Source organism: Psychrobacter glaciei, assembly GCF_014652895.1.
Classification (GTDB): Bacteria; Pseudomonadota; Gammaproteobacteria; order Pseudomonadales; family Moraxellaceae; genus Psychrobacter; species Psychrobacter glaciei.
Window position 1 is genome coordinate 508,450 of the sequence record NZ_BMZR01000001.1, and the last position, 14,240, is coordinate 522,689.

The 14,240-nt window shown below is 43.4% G+C and carries 11 protein-coding genes; 5 read left to right on the forward strand and 6 right to left on the reverse strand.

The features are described from left to right. Window positions 1-68 precede the first annotated feature (68 nt). Together putP and IE130_RS02190 are read right to left on the reverse strand one after the other, a co-directional pair. The gene (gene putP / locus IE130_RS02185) at window positions 69-1,568 is read right to left on the reverse strand and encodes a sodium/proline symporter PutP (RefSeq protein ID WP_189581061.1); all 1,500 of its coding nucleotides are present in this window, start codon (window positions 1,566-1,568) and stop codon (window positions 69-71) included. 523 nt (window positions 1,569-2,091) lie between these two features. Beyond that, window positions 2,092-2,964: a LysR family transcriptional regulator gene (locus IE130_RS02190; protein ID WP_010199853.1), complete on the reverse strand. Its 873-nt coding sequence runs from the start codon at window positions 2,962-2,964 to the stop codon at window positions 2,092-2,094. Between the two features lie 734 nt (window positions 2,965-3,698). Here IE130_RS02190 and leuC point away from each other — a divergent pair. From leuC to IE130_RS02215, 5 genes are all read left to right on the forward strand, one after another. Beyond that, entirely contained in the window at window positions 3,699-5,117 is a 1,419-nt protein-coding gene (gene leuC, locus IE130_RS02195) for a 3-isopropylmalate dehydratase large subunit (RefSeq protein WP_010199851.1), read from the forward strand. A 42-nt stretch (window positions 5,118-5,159) separates the two neighbouring features. Beyond that, window positions 5,160-5,810: a 3-isopropylmalate dehydratase small subunit gene (gene leuD, locus IE130_RS02200; protein ID WP_189581064.1), complete on the forward strand. Its 651-nt coding sequence runs from the start codon at window positions 5,160-5,162 to the stop codon at window positions 5,808-5,810. Between the two features lie 126 nt (window positions 5,811-5,936). Then, window positions 5,937-6,653 carry a hypothetical protein gene (locus tag IE130_RS02205; protein WP_189581067.1) on the forward strand — a complete coding sequence of 239 codons (717 nt, stop codon included), beginning with the start codon at window positions 5,937-5,939 and terminating at the stop codon, window positions 6,651-6,653. A 180-nt stretch (window positions 6,654-6,833) separates the two neighbouring features. Continuing rightward, window positions 6,834-7,937 carry a 3-isopropylmalate dehydrogenase gene (gene leuB, locus IE130_RS02210; RefSeq protein WP_189581070.1) on the forward strand — a complete coding sequence of 368 codons (1,104 nt, stop codon included), beginning with the start codon at window positions 6,834-6,836 and terminating at the stop codon, window positions 7,935-7,937. 433 nt (window positions 7,938-8,370) lie between these two features. Further along, window positions 8,371-9,621 (forward strand): L,D-transpeptidase family protein, encoded by a 1,251-nt coding sequence (locus IE130_RS02215; RefSeq protein ID WP_189581073.1) that lies wholly within the window; start codon window positions 8,371-8,373, stop codon window positions 9,619-9,621. A 406-nt stretch (window positions 9,622-10,027) separates the two neighbouring features. Here IE130_RS02215 and infA read toward each other — a convergent pair whose 3' ends face one another. The 4 genes from infA to IE130_RS02235 form a co-directional block, all read right to left on the reverse strand. Continuing rightward, window positions 10,028-10,249, reverse strand: coding sequence for a translation initiation factor IF-1 (gene infA, locus IE130_RS02220; RefSeq protein ID WP_021814850.1), 222 nt, complete (start codon window positions 10,247-10,249; stop codon window positions 10,028-10,030). Window positions 10,250-10,370: 121 nt separating this feature from the next. Next, window positions 10,371-11,210, reverse strand: coding sequence for a tRNA pseudouridine(38-40) synthase TruA (gene truA / locus IE130_RS02225; protein ID WP_189581076.1), 840 nt, complete (start codon window positions 11,208-11,210; stop codon window positions 10,371-10,373). 44 nt (window positions 11,211-11,254) lie between these two features. After that, window positions 11,255-12,355 (reverse strand): asparaginase, encoded by a 1,101-nt coding sequence (locus tag IE130_RS02230; RefSeq protein ID WP_189581079.1) that lies wholly within the window; start codon window positions 12,353-12,355, stop codon window positions 11,255-11,257. Between the two features lie 160 nt (window positions 12,356-12,515). Further along, window positions 12,516-14,198 carry a motility hub landmark protein FimV gene (locus IE130_RS02235; protein ID WP_189581082.1) on the reverse strand — a complete coding sequence of 561 codons (1,683 nt, stop codon included), beginning with the start codon at window positions 14,196-14,198 and terminating at the stop codon, window positions 12,516-12,518. Window positions 14,199-14,240: the final 42 nt, after the last annotated feature.

Sequence of the window (14,240 nt, forward strand, 5' to 3'; positions counted from 1 at the left end):
AATTGCTCATAATAAAAAACCTCGCCAATCATGGCGAGGTTTTTTTTGATAGTGATAAGATTATTTACTTATTTATTAAGGTTCAGTTCCATTTCTTCAAACTTAGCAGTTACTGAAGGTTTTGGACCGCCAGTCATAATACTAACCGCGAAGATAGCAATGGTACTTAAGATGAAGCCTGGAACGATAGCATATAACCAGCTATTTAATGCCATACCATTCATCTCGAAAGGACCATAGATCCACAGGATAACAGTTAAGGCACCAATTACCATACCAGCGACCGCACCGTTACGGTTCATACCGCGCCAGATTAGGCTGAAGATAACCAAGGGTCCGAATGCTGCACCAAATCCTGCCCAAGCGTTAGAAACTAAGCTCAATACTGAGCTATCGGGATCAGAGGCGAGCAAGATAGATACGACCGCTACCGCTACAACTGAGATACGACCCACTAGTACTTGGCGTGCTTCAGGAGCATCTTTATCGAAGAATAGCTTGTAGACATCTTTAGTCAGCGAGCTTGATACCACCAATAGCTGCGATGAAATGGTACTCATAATCGCAGCTAAAATAGCGGCTAATAAAAACCCTGAAACCAGCGGTGTGAATAAAAACTGTGTAAAGACTAAGAATATGGTCTCAGGATCATCCAAGGTCATTGCGGTTTTTTGTACATAAGCACGACCAGCAAAACCTGTCATTAAAGAACCAATTAAGCTGACAACCATCCAGCTCATACCGATATTACGGGCCATTGGTACGTCTTTGACCGAACGTATTGCCATAAAACGAACGATGATATGTGGTTGACCAAAGTAGCCAAGCCCCCATGCCATTAATGAGATAATACCAATGATAGTCATGCCACTGGTGACATCTAATAAACTTGGATCAATGTTTCGAACGGCTTCAGTCGTTGCTGATATACCGCCAAGATCTGTAAAGGCAACAACTGGTACGATCACCATTGCAAATAACATGATGACGCCCTGTACAAAGTCAGTCATCGATACCGCTAAGAAACCACCGAATAGGGTATAGGCAACGACAACACCAGCAGTTACCCAAAGGCCCGTGCTATATGATAAGTTGAGTGAGCTTTCGAAGAGTTTACCACCACCTACTAGACTTGCAGCGGTATAAACGGTGAAAAATAAGATGATAACGATTGCTGATATGACACGCAGCATGTGCGATTTATCTTCAAAGCGGTTGGCGAAATAGTCAGGCAAGGTAATCGCGTTGTCAGCGACTTCGGTATAAACGCGAAGGCGCGGTGCCACAATGATATAGTTCAATAAGGCACCTAGTGTCAAACCAAGTGCGATCCACATACTTACGACACCATCGGCATACATATAGCCTGGTAGGCCAAGGAGCAACCAACCTGACATGTCCGACGCCCCTGCTGATAATGCAGTGACTGCGGGACCTAAATTACGTCCTCCTAACATGTAGCCTTCAGTATCATTGGCTTGCTTAAAATAAGCGTAAATGCCAATCCCAATCATCACTAAGAAGTAGGCGCCCAACGATATCAGCACGCCACTAGAAATCCCATTCATATAAACTGTCCTTAACCAACGTTGTTGGCTGTAATTATTTTAACTATATAAAATTAAGTCATCACAAGATGATGTTTATAAAAAATATTTAAAGACAAAAAAAGCCATTAAGTAGGACATAATGGCTTTTGACTTTTAGTCAGTATTTTCTGTTAGTTTTATATGATTGATACTGTTTTAAAAGTAATATTCATAAAATAGTGATTAGAGGACAACAAGCGTGGCTCAATCGCAATCTTGTCTATCGCCCTTATCTGCTAGTTTTTTACAAATGCTACTCACTTATATAATCAATCATTTAAAACCATTAAACCTACTGTTTACCATCATATATTACTCGAAGTCTTCAAAATATGACTATCAGTGTTATTCTGGTAAATTTATGTTATAAAAAACAAAGCCAAACGCATTATAACGTATGGCTGTTAAAAATGCGAACAACCGAGCTTGGCTTTGTAAAGTAAAGCTTTATACAAAGCCAAGCTCGGTTTTAAACCATCATTTGCTACTTACTAAAAGCCGTTCAATCAATTGGGGCAAGCAAGTCTAATAAGGCAGTCACGCTACTAGAGCGAGTCAGCTTTGGATTGATAACCACACCGAGGTAACGCTGTAGCTCAATATTATCTGCCATATTGATGCGCTCTAAATCTTGACTGACCAAGGTTTGAGGTAATACTGACCATCCTAGGCCAACAGAAACCAACATCCGAATGGACTCAAGTGGGTTGGTACTCATGGTGGCATAAGGTTTTAGATTATGCTTGGCAAACTCAGCTAAGGTAATTTGGCTGGTAAAAGTATTGGCAGAGGGCAAAATAGCGGGATAGCGGGCCAATTGCTCTAAAGTGACATTGGCTTTGGTCGCTAAAGGCGATAGAGTGCCGGTCATAAAGTAGAGTGGGTCTGACCAAAGCGTGTGATACGTCAAACGCTTATCGTAGACAGGTGGCAACGTTAGGAATGCTAATGATAAGTCACCATCTAACACCGCCTTGTGCGCCGTTTCAGAGTCGACAAAATGAACTTCTAACTGCACCGCAGGATAGGCTTGAATAAAGTGCTTGAGCACAGGAGCCAAATGATGCAAGCCAATATGGTGGCTGGTGCCAATGACCAATTTACCTGACACAATGTGCTGAGAGTGTTGTAAATTGATTTTGAAGTTCTCATAATCGTCGAGCCAGCGCTTGGCGTGCGGCAGCATTTCACTAGCGGCTTGAGTCGGCACAATACCGCGACCGACCGTATCAAACAACGTAATGTTAAATTCGTCTTCTAAATTCTTGATACGCTTACTGACGGCAGGCTGAGTAATAAAAAGCTTTTCTGCTGCGCCTGAGATGCTGCCTGTGTGCATAACAGTGACGAATGTCGTCAAATTTGTGGTATTCAAACCGATGTCCTTAGCTGCGTAGCGAGCTATAAATAAAAGTTGGCTGACCTAGTCACAATGTATTAGAAATAAAAGTTTGCGACTACGTAAAAATCATCAATTATTATTATAGGATTAGCCTGCTATAATCACAAGGTATCAAGACGTATTTATTCTATTAACTTGGTAATTAGCCGTTTAACGCCTGTATTGATGGCCAGTTTTATCAATTTACCTGAAAACCCATCAATTGGTGTTGATATAGATGTGTGATAGACCAATTTAATAAGTATGATCTGTGAAAAATATTTTTGATGAATAGTAGGGTCTGTTGAACATTCAAATATTAGGACTGCTGATCACTAAAATCACTCCAAACTAGGCGTAAACCGACGATAATGTCGAGACCTTAGCTAGGTTTACAACAACATTTGGGGTGGTTTTAGCATCAGCCTTTCAGGGCAGGGCTATTTTTTGCCAATACATGGCGAAATTGTCTAACCTAGAATGACTAGGCATCAAAAATTTCACTGCGTATTGTCTAAAAAATAGCCACTGCCAGTACCACATTTGAATGTTCAACAGACCCTAAGTTTATTATGAAAGGCGTCAGTAATATAACGTCACTTTATAAATAAAATGCGTGTCTTTAGATAAAAGTGTCAATTAGATAAAAATTTCAATAAAAACCTCGCTTGCTGTTGTGTGAGCGGGTAAATAGATTCAGTGATTAGCAACTAATAAAGGATAGCAACATGGCCGGTCAAACGTTATATGACAAACTTTGGAATGCTCACGAAGTCACCAAGCGTGATGATGGTTCGAGCCTGATTTATATCGACCGCCATCTACTGCATGAAGTAACGAGTCCACAAGCCTTTGAAGGTCTGGATCTGGCCAATAGAGCGCCATGGCGTCTGTCGGCTAACATCGCTAGCCCCGATCACAATGTGCCAACGGTGACCAAGGAGCGTTTAGAAGGCGTCGCAGGTATCAAGGATAAAGTGTCGCGTTTACAAGTACTCACCTTAGATGACAATTGTACTAAGTTTGATATTGCTGAATTCACCATCAATGATGCCCGTCAAGGTATCTTGCATGTGGTTGGCCCTGAGCAAGGTTTGGTTTTACCTGGTATGACCGTGGTTTGTGGTGATTCGCATACTGCAACCCACGGTGCACTTGGTTGTTTGGCGCATGGTATCGGCACATCAGAAGTCGAGCATGTGTTGGCAACGCAGTGTTTGATTCAAAAGAAATCAAAAAATATGCAAATCCGTGTCACGGGTAAGCTTGGCGCTGGCGTAACCTCAAAAGATGTGGTACTTGCTATTATTGCCAAAATTGGTACCGCTGGCGGGACAGGGCATGCCATTGAATTTGCAGGGCAAGTCTTTGAAGACATGAGTATGGAAGGTCGTATGACCGTCTGTAACATGGCCATCGAAGCGGGTGCTCGCGTTGGTATGGTCGCGGTCGATGGCACGACCATTGATTACGTCAAAGGCCGTCCTTATGCACCAACCACTGAGCAGTGGGAACAAGCGGAAGCTTACTGGCGTACCTTGTATTCAGATGATGACGCAGTATTTGATACGGTGGTTGAGCTGGATGGTAGTCAAATAGCACCACAAGTCTCTTGGGGAACCTCTCCTGAAATGGTTGTTGATATCACACAGTCAGTACCGACGCCTGATCAAGCCGCCGATGAAGCGCAAGAAGAAGGTTGGTTACGTGCTTATACCTATATGGGTTTAGATGCTGGCCAAAAAATCACTGACATCCAGCTTGATCGTATCTTTATTGGTTCGTGTACCAATTCGCGTATCGAAGATTTGCGCGATGCCGCCGCCGTGATTAAAGGTCGTAAAGTCGCGGACAATATTAAAGAAGCCATCGTCGTGGCGGGTTCTGGTCAAGTTAAACTGCAAGCCGAAGCAGAAGGCTTGGATGCTCTGTTTACTGAGGCTGGTTTTGAGTGGCGCGAGCCGGGTTGCTCGATGTGCCTTGCCATGAATGCCGATAAGCTTGAGCCACAAGAGCATTGCGCTTCAACCTCTAACCGTAACTTCGAAGGTCGTCAGGGCAATGGTGGTCGTACGCATTTGGTCAGTCCAGCAATGGCAGCAGCAGCAGCATTAGCGGGTCACTTTGTGGATGTGCGTACGTTTTAAGACTGATACGCATCAATAAAAATATAATTGACAGGAATTATTATGCAAGCTTATAACACCCAAACAGGTATCGTTTGCCCACTCGATCGCGCAAACGTCGATACCGATCAAATCATTGCAAAGCAGTTTTTGAAGTCTATTAAACGTACTGGCTTCGGTGTCAATCTATTTGATGATTGGCGCTATCTAGACGAAGGCTATCCGGGTCAAGACAATAGCACGCGAGTGATTAACCCAGACTTTGTATTGAATAAGCCACGTTACCAAGGCGCGACTATCTTACTGGCACGCCGCAACTTTGGTTGTGGTTCTAGTCGTGAGCATGCGCCATGGGCATTGTCAGAATACGGCTTTCGTACGGTGATCGCGCCAAGCTTTGCTGATATTTTTTATAACAACTGTTTTAAAAATGGCATGCTACCAATTGTCTTGGACGAGGCAATTGTAGATACCCTAATGAAAGATACGCTTGCTAACGAAGGCTATGAGCTAACCGCCGATCTTGAGCGCCAAGTGGTCATTACTTCAACTGGGGAAGAGTATCCTTTCAAAGTCGATGAATTTCGCAAACATTGCTTGCTAAATGGGTTGGATGATATCGGCTTAACGCTACAGCAAAGTGATGCTATCAAAGACTACGAGCATCAAATGATGCAAAAAACGCCTTGGATATTTAATCAAGTACGCGCGTAGAGAATAACTCATAGACCAGTGGCTATAAAAAACCGATGAACAATAGTAACGCAGCGTTGAGTTATCGTGATGAACTGGCTAGAATGAAGGGTAATTCATCTTCCATATTAAATAGTAGCCGTCATTATGAATAAACAACGTTATGCTGTCTGGACAAGTATGGCTGTCGCTGTAAGCTTATTGTTAACAGGCTGTCAGTCATTGACGGGCTATAAACAAATAGACAAGGCAGATAGTGCCAAGGTGCGAGTGGGAAATATTCAACCTATCACGGGTGAAGTGAATATTTCTTGCATAGGCACCTACCACTGCGAAATTGTGCAGATAGATAAAACCTTAGTAATTGCACCGGATACCCACGAGCCGGTCAGTCCTGACATGCTGGTTATCATGCCTATGAATAAAACCGATCAGCGGGCACGAGCACAGATGAACATCGACATGACGCCACTTTCTAATAAAGATGCTGTCAAAATCGTTCCGTTGTCTGCTTCTGGTATGCCAGGACTGACCAATTATTACGCGCGGGTCAAACCTGCAAAACGCGAAGTACAGGTAAATTTCTATCCAGAAAATAACGTCGGCTACGTTGAACGTTTTGCGATTATTCATGATTTCGTCGAGCCAGGCACTTATCAGTTACATGCTTATCAAAAAAAATCTAGCGACAACTCAGGGAGCTTATTAGACACGGCATCGCCTGAGCCTTTATGCATTGAGTTGTCGCTAGACAGTAATTTGCAGCGGCGCTTTTGTAAACAGCTGGGCGCTGAGCATCAAGGGGAATTTGTAGAGACCAGTATTATTGAGAAAAAGTCCACTCCATTAAAAGCCGTGGCTTGATACCTAGACTTTCAATTGGATGGTTCTACAAAACCTAGCTTAATTAAAGACAACAACCTCTACTGTGATGGCTATCATTATTGATGGTGGTCTATTATCGATAGTGGTGGTCTTATAGAAGACGGTAATACAGCGCTAGCAGTACCTATTATAAAAACTTACTTACCCAAAAGGATCAGTATGGCAACGATTTTAACATTAGCGGGCGATGGTATTGGCCCTGAGATCATGACTCAAGCTGTTGATGTGCTCGAAGCGATTAATAAGAAATTTTCGTTAGGTTTGACCCTTGAATCTGGGTTAATCGGTGGGGTGGCAGTCGATGCAACGGGTGAGCCTTTACCAGATGAGACACTAGCGCGTGCGCGTGCTGCTGATGCCGTATTACTAGGTGCAGTTGGTGGACCTAAATGGGATGGTATCGAGCGTAGCAAACGCCCTGAGCGTGGTCTGCTTAAAATCCGCAGTGAGCTGGGTTTGTTTGCCAACCTACGTGTGGCAAAGCTGTATCCGCAGCTTGTCAATGCCTCTAGTATCAAGCCTGAGATTATCTCAGGTCTCGATTTACTGATTGTCCGTGAATTGACGGGCGGTATTTATTTTGGTGAGCCACGCGGTATCCGCACGTTGGAAAACGGTGAGCAACAAGGCTATAACACCATGGTGTATAGCACCAGTGAGATTCAGCGTATCGGTAAGGTCGCCTTTGAATTGGCGCAAACACGCGCACAGGCAGCAGGTACGCCAGCCAAAGTTTGCTCGGTAGATAAAGCCAATGTCCTAGAAGTCACTGAACTGTGGAAGCAGACAATGATTGAGATGCAGCAAGCGGACTATAGCGATGTGGCGTTATCGCACATGTATGCTGACAATGCTTGTATGCAGCTGATCAAAAATCCCAAACAGTTTGATGTCATGGTAACGGGTAACATGTTCGGCGATATCTTGTCTGATGAAGCGGCTATGTTGACGGGCTCTATCGGGATGCTACCGTCTGCCAGTCTTGATGCCGCTGGCAAAGGTATGTATGAGCCATGTCATGGTTCAGCCCCTGATATTGCTGGTCAAGACAAAGCCAATCCATTAGCTACGATTCTTTCTGTCGCGATGATGCTACGCTATACCTTTAAGCAAGAACAAGCTGCCCAAGCGATTGAGCAGGCTGTCAGTGATGTTCTTGATGATGGTTTGCGCACCCTTGATATTCTAGATGCCAGTGAAGCCGCCTTAAAACAAGTAGGCTGCAAAGAAATGGGGCAAGCGGTGTTGGCTAAATTGGTATAAAAAACCACGCTAATAGCTGCTAAGGTTTCCACCATATTTTAGCTGTCTTATTTCGATATCAACTCCCATAAATTGCTCAGCAGTTTATGGGTTTTTTATGCGCCAAGGATTTAGCTGGACTTAAAAAAAGTACCGAAAAATACATTAGGCCGTGTCCTCATTTCTAGAATGAGGACACGGCCTAATAATTTTAGTCAAATGGACGTCGTATTAACACAGACACCGCAGGATAAGGCGCTTAGTAACACAAAGCTGTTATATGCTCACAAGGGAATATGGCAATATAAACAACTTATCAGCAAGCAGTAATAACCTTTATTCATGCAAAGACTGCTCATAAAGAATTAAAACGATAGAGATCAATAGTAGATTAGAGCAATAAAACTTGATAAAGAAATTTTGATAAGACAAATAATAATTTTAGGAGCACCACATGTATCAACTGACAAAAATAAGCACTGCGTTATTGGCGATCGGTTTATCAACCACTATTTTCATAGGTCAAAGCGTGGCAGCAACCACTGAAAATATGACAGCGACCGATGAAAGCACGCCATCAAGTAGCAGTAATAATGTTGTTAACACTAGCGATAGCACTAACAGCACTATTGCTAATGAATCTGCTACTAATAAGTCTGCTACCAATACACCTGCCATGGAAGCGACTAGTAGTACAGTGAAAGATAAGTCCACTGACATGAGTCCAGTGACCAATGGCGTTAGTCAAAAGCTGACAGGCAAGAGTAAAACTACCGTATCACTGAATAAATTTTTACCCACGATTAAATATAGCACAGAAAATTTACCAGAGATTGCTCAAAAAGTGAATAGCGCCAATTGGCAGGCGGGGATGAATATTAATCGCAATACTGGCACCAAGCTACAAGCATTATTAAATTGGCAGCATAGTGGCGTGGGTCCTGTTGACGGCTATTGGGGCAAAAATACCCGCAAAGCCATGCAAGCATTTCAAAAAGCCAATGGCTTGACGGTCACAGAAACGTTGAATACAGAAACGTGGCAAGCATTGACTAAAAACGACAAGCTGATGGCGCAACCAGTATTGGTGAGCTATCAGCTGACTGAGGCGGACGTTAATATTAAAACCACCACTATCCCAGCAGGGGCAAAAGAAAAAGCCAAGCTCGAGGGGATGTATTACGAAAGTGTGACCGAAGGGCTGGCAGAAAAATTTCATATTAGTGAAAAGTATCTAAAATCGCTCAATCCCACTGCCAGTTTTAGCGTAGGCGAAACCATCACCGTCTACAATCCTGGTGACCCTAATACCAAGCCTGTCAGCCGCGTGGTCGCTGATAGAGTGACCGAAACCCTCTATGCTTACGATGCGCAAGACAACTTGGTTGCCAGCTATCCAACCACTGTAGGTAGCACGGCGACACCATCGCCAACAGGCACGCACACCGTAGAAGTAAAAGTGCATGAGCCCAATTATACCTATACTGCCGATGACGGCAGTAAGGCGATTATTCCACCTGGCCCTAATAATCCTGTGGGAATGGTATGGATTGGGCTAAGCAAACCCTCGTATGGTATTCATGGTTCGCCCGATCCTGCTCGTATCAGTCGCCAAGCCTCAGCAGGTTGTGTCCGTTTGACTAACTGGGATGCGTTAGCGCTGTTAGGCGTCATTCAAAATGGTGCGACAGTAGAGTTTAAGTAACGGTTCAGTATTAGGGCGTGTCCTCAATTCAAGCGATTGTATCTAAATGGGCTAAAAATGGCTAAGTTTTGCCAAACATCGTCAAATAGCTGATTAATATCCCGATATTATTTGCACTATTTTCCTCGTTTGACGGCAATTTATCTCACTTTTATGACCATTTTTAAAATGAGGACACGCCCTAGATAATCCTAAAAGCCAGACAAAAAAATACCGCTGTTAAATAGCGGTATTTTTTATGGCAAAACCAGCAACTAGAATATGATAGGCAATAATGAGTAGGTTAGCAGTGTCATTATTATTATCAGTTAAACCACTCAAGAATTTATATTAGCCAAAACCGTTTATTCGTAAATGAAAGGTTTCGATACAAATGCTGTTATAACCATTCTAGTTGATAATAATATTAGTTTTTGCCACGATAAGTAATGCGACCTTTGGACAAATCATAAGGCGTCATTTCGACCTTAACTTTATCACCAGTCAAGATACGAATGTAATGCTTACGCATCTTACCTGAGATGTGCGCAATGATCTCGTGTCCGTTTTCTAAACGAACTTTAAACAATGTATTTGGAAGGGTATCAATAACTTCGCCTTCAAATTCAATAATATCGTCTTTTGCCATAATTTGTATCAATCAATTAAAAATAAGCCGACATTATACGTAAGTTTGCTGATTAAAGCAATACAGCCATAGGTTTTTACTTGACAGCTTGTAACCGTTATGTATACCAGCTTATATCAATCTAGTCAGGTAAATTCAACCAAATGGGTGTCAGAGGAGCGTTAGGCAATAGCTTCTGAAAGCGTTCAGGATAGTAGGCATTAATAAAATACAACCCATCACCAGAGGCGGTAGGCGGTGCAATGGTACGGTCTTTTTTGGCTAAAATGCGTAAAAAATCTGCCGGTTCTAAGTGGTGCTTGCCGATGGCATACAAGGTGCCCATCAAGTTACGCACCATGTGGTGCAAAAAGCCATCTGCTTGGATGTCAAAAACGATAAACTGGCCATGAGTAAATAACCTAGCATGACTGACGGTTCGTACTGGCTGATTAGACTGACAAGCGGCCGCGCGGTAGCTGCTAAAATCGTGAATACCAACGATATCGGCAGCAGCTAACTGCATCGCTGCCAAATCAAGCGGCTCATAGATGTGCGTTACTTGATGATTCAAAATAGCGGGGCGCTGTGCTTGATTGAGCGTGATATAACGATAGCGGCGAGCAATGGCGCCAAAGCGCGCATGGAAGTCCGCTGGCATCGGCTGAATCCAGCGCAGGGCGATGTCATCGGGCAGCAGGCTATTGACGCCGCGCAACCAATTTTGCGTAGGTCGATAAGCGCGTGTAGTAAAATGGGCAATCATATTGCTGGCATGCACGCTGGCATCGGTGCGACCAGCAGCGATTACTTCTACCGGTTCATTGGCGACCTTACCGATGGCAGTCTCTAGCGCTTGTTGGACGCCGAGCACTTCTCGTTGACGTTGCCAACCGTGGTAATGAGTACCCAAAAATTCAACCGCAATCGCTAAGGTATAAATGGGTGAATCGTCAGACGCTATATGCTTAATCTCAGTCATGGTATGTTCAGAATGTATACAGTTGAGTAGGAGGTAGTGGTCAGTTAGCGTTTTTTGATGGTCGTACCAGCTTGATTGACATTATTTAACCAGCGCTGTCGACGTCTGGCAGGACTGTCATAACGCAGTAATAGCCACAATAAGCGAGCGTAAATAGCGGGAATCGTTAAGCGCCCACCGGCTATCACATGATAGTCATACTGCCAACTACCCGCAGCATAACTGTCACTCACTCCGCCAAAAGGCGATTGGCTGGCACATATCACCATATGTCCATGCTCATAAGCAAGCTGTAGAGCTGCTGCTAATGCGTCTGAATAAGGAACATTGCCTGCACCAAACCCCAATAGCATAATGCCAGAGGGTGGCTGCGACAATAATGCTTGTAGCTGATGGCTCATCACCTCAGTGTCATTAGGCAAACAGTATAAAGCATGGATGCGTACTTGCTCAGCGCGACTTTGAATAGCATCAATTATATCGTACTGGTCATCCAGCCAATGCTGCCGTCGTGTATCTGGTAACGTTCTGATATAGCTATTGGCCGGATAAGCCGCTCGAGAATGTCCGGTAAATGCCATCAGATCGTGACTGTGTATCTTTTGCACCGTTTGTGCTGGCCATGACTCACCACTAAAGCAGATCTTAACACCAGATTCACCAGCTGCTGCCAGTTTTAAGGCATCCGTCAGATTGTCCCACGCGTCACTGTTCGCATCGACGCTATAGTTATGCAAAACCTCACTGTCTAACAATGGGCGCATACTTCCAGTCACAACGACACAAATATCGCTGCCCGCAAAAGCTTCCGCTAAAAATGCCCCTAAATAACTTAAAGTGTCAGTACCAGTGATTAATACAAAGCGTCTGTCACCTTGTGCATAGGCGTTCATCAGGAGCGTGTAAAAATGTATAAAGTCACTGGGTGTGAGCTGGCTGCTGTCTTTAATTAGGGTATTGTCAAGCCATGAAATCTGAGGTAGATTGCCCGAACTATCTTGCTCAACTAGCAGTTGTTGCAATGTGGGTAGAAATATTTCTGCTGATAAAGGTGCTAAGGGTCGTCCGTAGCTACCAAAAGTGCCACCAGCATAAATGAGTTGAATGGGGTCGGATAAGTTTTTTGTCATAGCAGGTGATGGCATAATATTGGCACAGTCAAGGAAGGCAAAAAAGAGACGAGAGAGCTTGGTAATGATAGGTAATATGATGATAGATAGTATAAAGGCTAAATGCAAAAAAAATCAGCAAGTATTTATTCTAAATGATTAGAGGATACTTGCTGATATTAGAAGAGCTTATTGACTATGCAGTACGATCAAGTAGCGTTTGAGCTTGTTGCTGCTGCTCGCTATTACCTTGAGTCATGACTTCGTTTAACAAACGTTTGGCACTGTCATATTCACCCAATTGCAAATATTGACCAGCCAAGTCTAAAGTGACTTGATTGCTATCCAAGGTTTTAACAAAATCAAAGTCTGCGGCAAAACGTAAAGAGAAATCTTCTTTTGTTTCGACTTCATTGTAAGTAACAATCTCACTGTCCACTGTACTTACATCATACTCAACATCGACTGGAGTCGTCGCCGTTGGTGCATCTGCTAGCGAGTCAAAATCAAAATCATCGTTTGCTAATGTGTCTTCAAACGTCAATGGCGCAGTTGGTGCCATGCTTGATGCTTCAATATGAGTGTTTTCTAAAGCATTATTATCAAGTGGCTGATCTTCAAAGCTACTGTCTTCAAAGTCATTGCTTTCGAAATTATTGTTTTCAAAGCTGTCGTTTTCAAGATCATTGTTTTCAAGGTCATTGTCTTTAAAGTTGTTCTCTTCAAGGATAAAATCACCTAGATCATTATCTTCTGCAAGAGTAGGCTGTTCACTTTCTAAGACATTGTCTATAGTAACTGATTCATCGATATCGTCTAAAGACAATACAAAGTCGTCGTCACTATTCTGAGTCACATCTGTTGTAGTTTCACCAGTCGCCTTGGCAGCATCTGTATCCACACCAGCCTCTAAGTCTGAAAAATCTAAGACAAAGTCTTCATCTTCTAACATGATGTCTTGAGGCGCACTGTCAGTAGTGGAGCTGACAGAAGGTTCAGTAATATTATCCGTCTGCTCAGGCAAATCAAGGCCAAAATCAAAGTCGCTGATATCGTTGTCTTGAATGATAGGCGTAGTATCGCTAGCATCTAGAGTCAGATTTTCCTCTTCGACGATGTCGACCTGACTGACAGGCATAACGCTAGTAGCGGTTGGCTCGTCGCCATCACTTTCTAGGTCGTTAAGTGTCAGGTCAAACGTGTCATCGACATTTTCAACAGTAGGATTGACATCATTAAAGTCATCAGACAGTCCTGATTTTTCAGTAGGTTCATCGATTAGAGGTGTGACGCTATCTTCAGCAGTAACCGTATCTTGAACAGTCGGTGTATTGACGACTTGGCTGGCAGGTAAGTCAAAATCCAAACTTTCAAAGTCAGTATTTTGAGTATCTTTTGCCGCTACCGTATACTGTGCTGCTTGGTTTTGCTCTTCAGTGAGTAATGATTTTAGTTCATCGGCTTGTGCGATGCTTTTTGGGTCACTGTGATTTTTAATGTCATCATAGACGCGATAAAAGTCATCCGTTTGATTGGTAGTTGCGTATATACCTAAGAGCTTCAGCAATAACTGACTGTCATTGGGTTTTTCTATGAGACCACGACTGAGTGTTTCAATGGCTTTGTCATAGCGCTGTTGATTTATAAAGCGCTGCGCAACCGATAGGTTATCAAATTTGCCTTCGTTATCAGCACTTTGCTGCGTAGGACTGCGCTGCTTGGCTCCAGATGTAGTCGCTGGGTTGCTGGCTGCCAAATTCTTGTCGGCCTGCACAGCCGTAGGTGCTGATGGCTTCTGCGCCTTGTTCTTGCGCATTACCAAGACGGCTATGATTAAAATAAGTACCAGTCCGGCGATGATATATAGCATATTGTCCATAGTTACTCCCACGCCTACGATCACTGTTGCAGCACACTGCGC

Coding starts and splice junctions, on each gene's coding strand:
- IE130_RS02230 (WP_189581079.1), bottom strand. CDS start 12,355: ATGCCATCACCTGCTATGACAAAAAACTTATCCGACCCCATTCAACTC.
- IE130_RS02215 (WP_189581073.1), top strand. CDS start 8,371: ATGTATCAACTGACAAAAATAAGCACTGCGTTATTGGCGATCGGTTTA.
- leuD (WP_189581064.1), top strand. CDS start 5,160: ATGCAAGCTTATAACACCCAAACAGGTATCGTTTGCCCACTCGATCGC.
- IE130_RS02205 (WP_189581067.1), top strand. CDS start 5,937: ATGAATAAACAACGTTATGCTGTCTGGACAAGTATGGCTGTCGCTGTA.
- putP (WP_189581061.1), bottom strand. CDS start 1,568: ATGAATGGGATTTCTAGTGGCGTGCTGATATCGTTGGGCGCCTACTTC.
- truA (WP_189581076.1), bottom strand. CDS start 11,210: ATGACTGAGATTAAGCATATAGCGTCTGACGATTCACCCATTTATACC.
- leuB (WP_189581070.1), top strand. CDS start 6,834: ATGGCAACGATTTTAACATTAGCGGGCGATGGTATTGGCCCTGAGATC.
- infA (WP_021814850.1), bottom strand. CDS start 10,249: ATGGCAAAAGACGATATTATTGAATTTGAAGGCGAAGTTATTGATACC.
- leuC (WP_010199851.1), top strand. CDS start 3,699: ATGGCCGGTCAAACGTTATATGACAAACTTTGGAATGCTCACGAAGTC.
- IE130_RS02235 (WP_189581082.1), bottom strand. CDS start 14,198: ATGGACAATATGCTATATATCATCGCCGGACTGGTACTTATTTTAATC.